The following is an 8,962-nucleotide window of genomic DNA, read 5'->3' as shown; positions in this document are numbered from 1 at the left end:
CCGCAGCAGCGTGGTCTTGCCGCTTCCCGAAGAACCGATGATGGACAGCACCTGCCCCTTCTCCAGGGAGAAGCTGATATCCTCCAGCACCCGGGTCCTCTCAAAACTTTTATTCAGATGTTCTACTTCCAATATCGCCATCATTTCCACCTCCTACCTGAAATAATCCAGCTTTTTCTCCAGCCGTCCCAGAAGCACGGTCAGGATCCCGTTGAAGATCAGATAATAAACCGCAGTGAAGAACAACGGCCAGATCACGCCGGCGATCCCCTGGGATCCCTTCAGGAAGGCCTGTCCGGCCCAGATGATCTCCTGCAGGGCAATGATCCTGGCAAGGGAGGTGTCTTTCACCAGAGTGATGATCTCATTGGACATAGGGGGAACGATCCTCTTGATCATCTGAAGCAAAGTGATCTTGAAGAAGATCTGACTTTTGGTCATGCCAAGCACCAGTCCGGCCTCCTCCTGTCCGTGGGGAACCCCCTGGATCCCTCCCCGGTAGATCTCAGAAAAATAACAGGCATAGTTAAAAATGAAGGCAACAGAAGCCGCCATAAAGCGCCCCGCTTCTCCGCCTCCCCAGATTGGATTGTCCAGCACCAGCCCCGGGAAAAAATAGATAATCAGCAATTGGATCATCAGAGGAGTCCCTCTGATGATCCATACGATGATCCTTGTAAAATAACGCAGTGGCCGGAACCGGGACATGGATCCAAATGAGATGATCAGTCCCAGCGGAATGGCTCCTAAAAGGGTCACCGCAAACAATTTGAGCGTCTGCAGGAATCCCACGTTCAGGGACTGGATCACGATTGGAAATTGTTCTAATATCTGTTCCATGTTACAGCTCCATCTTCCTTTTCTTTTTTACTCATTTATTCTTCTGTGGCATCCATGGCGATCAGGGCTGCCTGCACGCCATACTGCTCCGCGCATGCATCCATGGTCCCGTCCTCATAGCTCTGAGCGAAGAAATCATTCAACTCTTCCGCCAGGTCGGAACCCTGCCGGAAACCAACGCCATACTCTTCCGTGTTCAGGCTGATAGTGTAAGTCAGATCCGCATAGCTGGTTCCTTCTCCGATCATGGCTGCCGCCATCAGAGAATCGATCACAGCCGCGTCGCAGGTTCCGCCTGCCACTTCCATCAGCGCGTCCGCCTGAGCGGTCACCGCCGTATAATTCAGCTCTCTTGCGCTTACTTCCGCCTCGCCGGCGCTTCCCGCTTCAACAGCAAAGTTCAGCTCGCTAAGGCTTTCTTCATCCTGATACTGATCCGCCACGTCCGCAGGCACCACTACCACCTGGGCGTTATTAAGGTAAGCGTCTGTGCAGGCCATGGAACTGGTTACCTCGTCGGTAAGGGTCATGCCGTTCCATACGCAGTCAATAGTCTTTCCGTCCAGCTCCAGGATCTTGTTGTCCCAGTCGATCTCAACGAACTCGGCCTCCACGCCCAGGCTCTCGGCAAATGCCTTTGCCATGTCAGCGTCAAATCCGATCCAGTCGCCGTTCTCATCTTTATAATCCATAGGCGCAAAATCAGTGATCCCGATCACCAGTGTCCCTTTGTCCTGGACATAAGCCTTATCACTCTCACTGGAAGCGTCCCCGCCCTCGCCGGAATCTTTGGAACCACAGCCGGCAAGCATTCCCAGGGTCATTGCGGCGGTAAGCAGCATTGCAAGCATCTTTTTCATAATCGTTTCCTCCTTCACACTCTCAGGTCTCCTGGCGATCTATTCACTGCACCGTTGTAACAATTCATCAATTGATTACTTTACCATGCTAAATCGCCCTGTTATCGTATCATATCCCCTGATTCTTGTCAATCCTGCGATACTCTTTTTTCCAGATTTCCAGCTGTTCCGGTGAAATATCCGGATCTGTGTCCTCATGGATCTTCGCCAGTTCCTCCTTCAGTTTCCGGTCCAGGCTTAAGTACACCGGATTGCCGGAGAGAAGCTTCATATAATCTTCCTGTGGATAAGCCCTGGAGTAACTGTAGAGGAAGGCCTTCATCATATCCCGGTCCTCGCACAGGCTGCAGGCTTCCCGGTAGGCCCCCGCCGCCTCCTCATACAGGAACAGCCGCCCATAGGCCGCTCCCAGATTGGCATACACCCGGGCATAAAAGGTCTTGTCCACCGCCTCATCCTGTTTGCCTCCCAGGATAGACTGATAGGTCAGCACCGCCGCCGAGTATTCCCCCCGCTCCATCAGGCTGTCCGCTTTGTATTTCTGCTTTTCCACCTCCCGCTGGTTCCCAAGCCGCTCCAGGATCCCCTGGATCTTGTTGATCTCCGCGGTGTCGTAGATCACTGATTCTCTTAAGAGGGTCAGGACAAAGTCCTTCTGGGTACAGTCCCCTTCCAGTTCCTCCTGCAGGGCCTGCGCCAGCCGGGGAAGGGAAAGCTCTGTCCCGATCCACTGGCACAGCTGCAGATTCATGATGGTATGGTCAATAAGATACAGATTGTTGCAGACATAGTAGCAGAGCTCTTCAATGGTGTAGACCCGGATATGTACTCTTGTGATCTCATAGGGCTGTTTGGCCCGCTTCTTATGACATAGAATTAAACTGCCCATGGATTCCTCCTAACTGTATGGTCTTCTCCGCCAGGAAACCAGATGGCGGGAAGAATTCCCCGAATCCCACATCCCGGAACGTCATCCGGCAGGTCCGCTCATCCAGGAAGAGAAGTTCGATCCGAAGCCGCAGGGAATAATCCCGACGGTCCGGCAACCCTTCCAGGGAGACGGTCTCTACATGCAGTTCATCCCCTGCCAGCGTCTCCACATGGATCTCGATATCCGAGGTGTCCTCCAGGATCACCTCCCACTGTCCGTCCGCCTCGTACCAGTGAGTCCCCCAGGCCACCACCGGATACCAGCCTTCCTTGCCGGCCACCCGCATGCGCAGGGAGATCTGTTCTGTCATCCGGGTTTCGTCCAGATAGATGGGCCCCTCTTCATATTCCAGTCCTTTGCGCATGGAATGATAACAGGCCCCCCGGCTGTAGAGATTGTCCCCCACAAACGCCCTGCGCCCGTTGCACAGCACCTTCAGGGAAGCCGGATACCAGTTATTTTCAAATCCCTCTCCTGTAAGATAAACAGAAGAGATCACCTTTTTGTCAAACACATTCTGGATAAAAGACTTGAAACTTTCATCCGCATCCTTTGCCTTCTCCGCGTTCAGCACCGGATAGATGGCTTCCAGCTCCTTCATATGGGCGCTGGCCACCTCCTCCACTGTCACAAACATTTCCTTGCCCTTCACATTGGCCGGGTTCAGCTTGTGGAGCATATAAGCCCGGATCCGCTGTCCGTCGCAGAAAAACAGGGCGGATTCATACTGCCACAGTTCTTTTGGCTGATCGAACATATACTGGCAGAAGCTTTCTTTATAATCCTGCACGCAGATCCGGTTTTTGTCGATGCCCAGATGCTGGCCGATGCTTTTCAGCAGCTTTGATGTATCCACATTCACCTCGGGGACCGAAAATGTGATCTCCTCGATCTCCTCAAAAGGCTCCAGCGTCATACGGATGAATTTGGCCAGAAGCCACACCCCGTCGTAGACCTTTCCTGCGATCTTTGCTTTCTCCCGGCGCATGGCCTTCCCCAGGAGATCGCCCACCGTATTTTCCGCCCCGGCGATCTGAAGCCTTTTGGCCTCCCGGCCGTAGATCCAGTGGTCCTTGAAATATCCCAGCACAAGGGGGATCTGGCTTGTCCCGGAGGCTGTCTCCAGCGTCTGGGGCTCGTCTTTCGCCGTATCATAATAACTGATCTGGCAGGTTTTCTCATTCAGGTCATATCCAAGAATACCGCCGTTTTTCATATCTATTCTCCCTCTTTTTGCTTAATATTTCCTGAAGATCTGCCGGGCGGCCGTCTCCTCCTCCTGGAACCGGATCATGGCCTGCTTCCTCCTTGCCGGCATCATCTTGACCATCTCATTAAGCCTGCTGTATTTCCCGCTGCTGGCTCTGTGGGGCGGCCCCACTTTACGAGTCTTTGTCACGTGCCGCTCTTTCCCTTTTATCTCCTGGAAATAATAACTTACCGTCTCGTCCCGGTATAAGACAAACTGTTTCACATACAGGTTCTCATATACCGGCATCAGCGTCTCCTCATGGTATCCCAGTTCTTCCCGCTCTCCCCGGCGGACCTTGTAGAACAGGGTAACTTTCCCCTCCGGTCTCCCCTGGTAGGCCACCATGGTCTTGTCATAGAGCTGCACTTCCCGCAGCCAGGCCTCCCGATACCGGAGATATTCGGGGAAGATCATCTGCTTCTCGCACATCTCGCACAGAGTCGTGTGAAGGACCTCCTCCATCTCTTCCGGGTACTCCCGGTTTGAATAATAGATCAGAAGCGCCGCCTTGCAGATGTCCGGCAGATCTTCCTTCTTCTCACAGTCGTTGGCGATCATCTCAAAGATACAGGGATCCAGCTTTCTCTCCCGCACCACGTATTCCCTGGAGACAAAGGCCAGATAGGCCTGCCGGATCCGGAAATACACATTTCTGGACAGGTAGTAATCCTCGAAGATCTTCTCCTCTCCAAACATATCCTCAGTAAAGACCATCTGCGTGATGATCCTCTCTCCCAGTTTGTCCGAGGGGATCCCGTACTCCCGCAGGGCCTTCCACAGCCGCTTCATATCCGCCGTGGCGCCGTAATAGTAATCTGACAGATAGAGGAGGGTAGTCTTGTCATACTGCCCCCGGCGGAACAGTTCTATGCAGAGGTAGGTAAGGAACTCATCCTCCTCATAATTCTCCTCCCGGATCCGCCTGCTGCACAGCCGGAACACTTCCCGCTCATCAAAGAAATTCAGTCCCTTGCGCTCAAGATTTTCAAAGGTCACCTCTTCTTTGGGCGTCTCTTCTTTCCATCTGCCCACCGCAGCCCCGTATTTCCGGCACATTTCCACAAAATGAGGCTCGTAGAACAGCCGCTTGGTCTCGTAGGGGATGGAATCGGTATAATACCTGCCTTCCTGGGATTCCCAGATGATCCGGGATTCCTTGTCGTACAGGAACACAATGGTCTGTCCCTCTTCTCCGTTGTAGGGCACTCTCTGCTCCACCGCGCCGTCTTTCTCGATCACCAGGACGCACTTCATCCCCGGCACCTTGGTGGTGATGGCATAGGCAAAGCAGATATCCCGCATGGCCTCCATCCGCTCCGCGTCCATCTCCGCTTCGCTGCAGAACCGTTTATACAGAAGCCGGAGAGGCTCTGTGATATGGCGCTTCAGAAGCTGATCCCAGGCAAACGCCGCCATCTGCTCCCGGTAGGCCAGGTACATTTCCTCTCCCCCCACCTCATAAGTCAGAAGATTGGCGTACAGGAACGCCTCCTTTTTGTAATCCAGGTTGTTTCCATGAGAAAAGTACAGGAAAATCGGACGGGGAAGCGGGCCTTTCTGCCGCTCCATGTCCAGGGTGATCATATAGTATTCATAGAGCTCCGCGATCTTAAGCTCCTGGGCCACGCCCTTCTCATACCACGGGAAATACCGCTTCTGAGTCTTATTTCCCTTGATCAGCAATGTACAGATGGTATTCAGGATCATGGGCTCGCTGTACATGGCATAGAGCCGCTCCAGGATCCGGAACAGGTTCTCGCTGTACCGCTTCTGCTGGCTGGCGAAATTGGCGATATAAAGGGCCAGTTCCCTGGTCATCAGCCGGTACTTGGTGGCGAAATTCAGCACCTGCATCTCAAATTTTCCAAGCTTCTTCAGAAGCGTAGGCTTTTCCTGATAACACAGGTAAGCCTCCAGATAGAACAGCACCTGACAGGTGCCGAACTCAAACTGCTGCTCCAGCACCTCCAGCCGTTTATAAGGATTCCGGTAATGAGGATCCAGCTCCAGGATCATATACAGAAGCGCCCAGGAATCCTGCCGGCGCATGTAGGCTTTGCCAATCTCGTCAAGGACCCGGTCCGTGTAGCTCTCCACGCCCCGGATCAGGGCGGTCAGATACAGATAATAGCCGTTGGTCATGGGGTTCTTGCCGATGGCAAACCGGTTATAGTTATAGTTTTCCAGGATCCATTTTGCCTCTTCCTTCTTCCCCCCGGTGAGATAAATATGGGCCAGAAGAAGCTGGTAGAATTCATTCTGGGGATCGATCTGGCGAAGCCGGGTAGCCCGCTCAATGGCGTTCTCTACCCAGGTGTTTTTCTCCACCCGACCTGCCACATAACCGATGTATTCTTTCAGCATCTGGGCGAAAAGAAGCTCCGGGAGATGATGGTCTTCGTCATACTCCTGGTTCTCCATCACTTCCACCTCGTAAGTCAGGGTCTCATAGGGCGTGACAAAGCGGACCGCCCCAAAGTTGCGGCCGCCGTGGAGGAATTCCGGACGGATCAGATACTCCACCTCATACCCGTTGCCCACGAAATCTTCCGTGGTGATCTCCGTACGGGTCACCTTCAGGAAATCCCCTTCCGTCACGATCCGGATGGGCATATATCCCCAGGTGTTCTTCATCAGGGAGATCACGCCCTTGGTGGGTTCGTGGATGTCCTCATAGAGCATTCCCTCCCCGGGAAGGGTCAGGAAGATACATTCCTTCTGCTTGATCCCCACCAGGAATTCTTCCAGGGCCTGCTCGCCCAGGGACCATTTGCGCATATTGTCATAGAGGTAAAAGATCCGCTCGTTCTCATATTTCAGGATCTCATAGAAATCGGTGGAACGGAACAGCCGCCCCGCCTCCGAAAAATCTTTGATCGCCAGCTTGCGGAAGTCATCTGTGCTCTGCACCTTCCCGTAAGTAGTCATCACATAGGGCCGCTCGATGATGGCAGTGAACGCAAGCTCGTACTCCCCGCCGGTGCACACCACGGTAAATTTGCCCTTCTCCACATGTCCGGGCGGAAGCCCTGTCCCGTCATAGGTGAACTCCAGCCTTACCTGCCGGCCTTCGAACCCCGGCTTCTTAAAATGAACACGAAAAGAAGACGGGTAAACCAAGCCCCGCACCGTACTTTCATTATTACTCTTTATCCCCAAACTGCCCCTGTATACTTCCCCTTCTCCGATTATCAGGACCAGATTCGTTTCCTCAAACACGACTTCCGGCTTTGGCTGCCTGAAATCGCCTTTGGAAAATTTCTGAATCTTATTTTTCAAGTCTGACACCTGCTTCTTTCGTTGCTTTTTCAAAAAAACATATTATAATGAATTATAGCATTGAATCCGCGTTCATGGCAATGCCGGAAACGCAAAATCTTCGAAATACGAACGAAAGGAAACCGATTTATGGATAAAAGACCAGAATTTCACGGAAGTGACCTGGAGAAAATTGAAGAATATTATCATATTCCCAAGGAAGAGATCGTCTGCTTTTCTGCCAACGTCAACCCCCTGGGGCTCTCTGAGGCGGTGCGGCAAAAGCTTTGCGATCACCTGGATGTGATCTGCCGCTACCCGGACCGGGCCTACACAAGCCTTCGTCAGACCATTGGCACGTACTGCGGCGCGGATCCCGCCCACATCGTTGTAGGAAATGGCTCCACCGAGCTTATCTCCCTTCTCATCTCCCAGCGCGGGCCGAAGAAAGCGCTGGTGCTGGGGCCCACCTACTCGGAATACGCCCGGGAACTGTCCCTGGTGGGCGGCTCCATGGAATATTATCACCTCCGGGAAGCCGATGATTTCGTTCTGGATATCGATGATTTCCTCTCCCATGTGACCGGGGAAGTGGATATGGTGATCCTGTGCAATCCCAACAATCCCACCTCTTCCGCCATCCCGCGGGAAGATATGAAACGGATCATCGCACAGTGCAAAAAGCAGGGCGTCTTTGTGATGATCGACGAGACTTATGTAGAATTTGCCCCTGACGTACAGGCGGTGAGCGCCATATCCCTGGTGCCGGCCTACGATAATTTCATGGTCATCCGGGGCGTTTCCAAGTTTTTCGCCGCTCCCGGCCTCCGGTTCGGCTACGGCATCACCAGCAATCAGACCTTCCTTTCCGCGCTTCTCACCCATCAGAACCCCTGGAGCCTCAACAGCATCGGGGCTTTCGCCGGGGAGGAGATGCTGAAAGATACCGACTATATTCAGAGGACCCGCGCCCTCGTCTCCAAAGAGCGGGCGAAAATGCTGGCCCGGCTGGCAAAATCCTCCACCTACAAGACTTATCCCGCTTACGCCAACTTCATTCTGGCCCGCATCCAGAAGGAAGGCGTCACCTCCTTCGATGTGTTCGAAAAAGCCATCCACCAGAAGCTGATGATCCGGGACTGCTCCTCCTTCCAGGCACTGGAAGGCGAGTATATCCGGTTCTGCGTCATGGATCCGGCCGATAACGACCGGCTGATGGACTGCCTGCTGGACGTGTAGGAATGCATTTGGGTACACCCCAGATCGCATTTGGGTACAGGGCAAAATGCATTTGGGTACACCGTAAAATTAAATTGAGGACGTAGCCTTTTTAAACTTTGCTACGTCCTCAATTTAATTTACTTTTTCAGGATCAGCGCCACGAACGTCAGATCTTCCGTTCCTTCATTCTTTATTCCGTGTCCGTCTCCATCTTTGCAGAAGAACACATCGCCGGGTTCTGCCGGGATTTCTCTGCCATTGTCATCATAGATTCCTTTTCCTGATAAAATGTAATAAGTCTCTGTCTCGCCATGGTGCTCATGATGGCCCAGCTCACAGCCCGGACATAAGGTTACTTTGCTGAACATCTTACAGTGCTGCCCCAGTTCCTCGCCCGTGATCAGCGCCTCCTTCATGATAAATCCGGCTCCGCCGTTCACATGCTCCACTTTTTCTACCGCGCGTTCTCCCGCCTTTGTCATAATCGTATTCCTCCTGCATTTCTTGATTATAAAAATTCCTATAAAAACAATACATCCCGAAGGAAAAACTGTCAACTGGGTACAGGGCAAAATGCATTTGGGTACACCCCAGATTGCA

Annotated in this window: 8 protein-coding genes; 1 reads left to right on the top strand and 7 read right to left on the bottom strand. The window is 52.9% G+C overall.

The genetic code is table 11. The features are described from left to right. The 6 genes from ACML7B_RS04680 to ACML7B_RS04655 form a co-directional block, all read right to left on the bottom strand. Positions 1 to 141, bottom strand: a 141-nt coding sequence (locus tag ACML7B_RS04680) for an ATP-binding cassette domain-containing protein (RefSeq protein WP_418539487.1), incomplete at its 3' end; no start/stop codon positions are given. A 12-nt stretch (positions 142 to 153) separates the two neighbouring features. Continuing rightward, positions 154 to 840, bottom strand: a complete 687-nt coding sequence (locus ACML7B_RS04675; protein ID WP_106788598.1) for an amino acid ABC transporter permease — start codon at positions 838 to 840, stop codon at positions 154 to 156. A 35-nt stretch (positions 841 to 875) separates the two neighbouring features. Continuing rightward, a complete protein-coding gene (locus tag ACML7B_RS04670; protein ID WP_418539485.1) occupies positions 876 to 1,700 on the bottom strand; it encodes a transporter substrate-binding domain-containing protein in 825 nt (274 codons plus the stop codon). 109 nt (positions 1,701 to 1,809) lie between these two features. After that, positions 1,810 to 2,589 carry a hypothetical protein gene (locus tag ACML7B_RS04665; protein ID WP_418539484.1) on the bottom strand — a complete coding sequence of 260 codons (780 nt, stop codon included), beginning with the start codon at positions 2,587 to 2,589 and terminating at the stop codon, positions 1,810 to 1,812. Then, the gene (locus tag ACML7B_RS04660; RefSeq protein WP_346708663.1) at positions 2,564 to 3,847 is read right to left on the bottom strand and encodes a DUF5716 family protein; all 1,284 of its coding nucleotides are present in this window, start codon (positions 3,845 to 3,847) and stop codon (positions 2,564 to 2,566) included. The genes ACML7B_RS04665 and ACML7B_RS04660 overlap by 26 nt, the downstream gene beginning before the upstream one ends. Before the next feature lie 21 nt (positions 3,848 to 3,868). Beyond that, positions 3,869 to 7,171, bottom strand: coding sequence for a DUF5717 family protein (locus ACML7B_RS04655; RefSeq protein ID WP_418539483.1), 3,303 nt, complete (start codon positions 7,169 to 7,171; stop codon positions 3,869 to 3,871). 120 nt (positions 7,172 to 7,291) lie between these two features. Between ACML7B_RS04655 and ACML7B_RS04650 the strand changes: the two genes are divergently transcribed. After that, positions 7,292 to 8,380: a pyridoxal phosphate-dependent aminotransferase gene (locus ACML7B_RS04650; protein WP_418539482.1), complete on the top strand. Its 1,089-nt coding sequence runs from the start codon at positions 7,292 to 7,294 to the stop codon at positions 8,378 to 8,380. A gap of 119 nt (positions 8,381 to 8,499) precedes the next feature. On the opposite strand, the gene ACML7B_RS04645 is transcribed toward ACML7B_RS04650, so the two are convergent. Further along, positions 8,500 to 8,844 carry a cupin domain-containing protein gene (locus ACML7B_RS04645; RefSeq protein ID WP_346708666.1) on the bottom strand — a complete coding sequence of 115 codons (345 nt, stop codon included), beginning with the start codon at positions 8,842 to 8,844 and terminating at the stop codon, positions 8,500 to 8,502. Between the last annotated feature and the right edge of the window lie 118 nt (positions 8,845 to 8,962).

Source organism: Massilistercora timonensis (assembly GCF_048354975.1).
Classification (GTDB): Bacteria; Bacillota; Clostridia; order Lachnospirales; family Lachnospiraceae; genus Massilistercora; species Massilistercora timonensis.
This window is presented reverse-complemented; position numbering and strand designations above follow the sequence as displayed.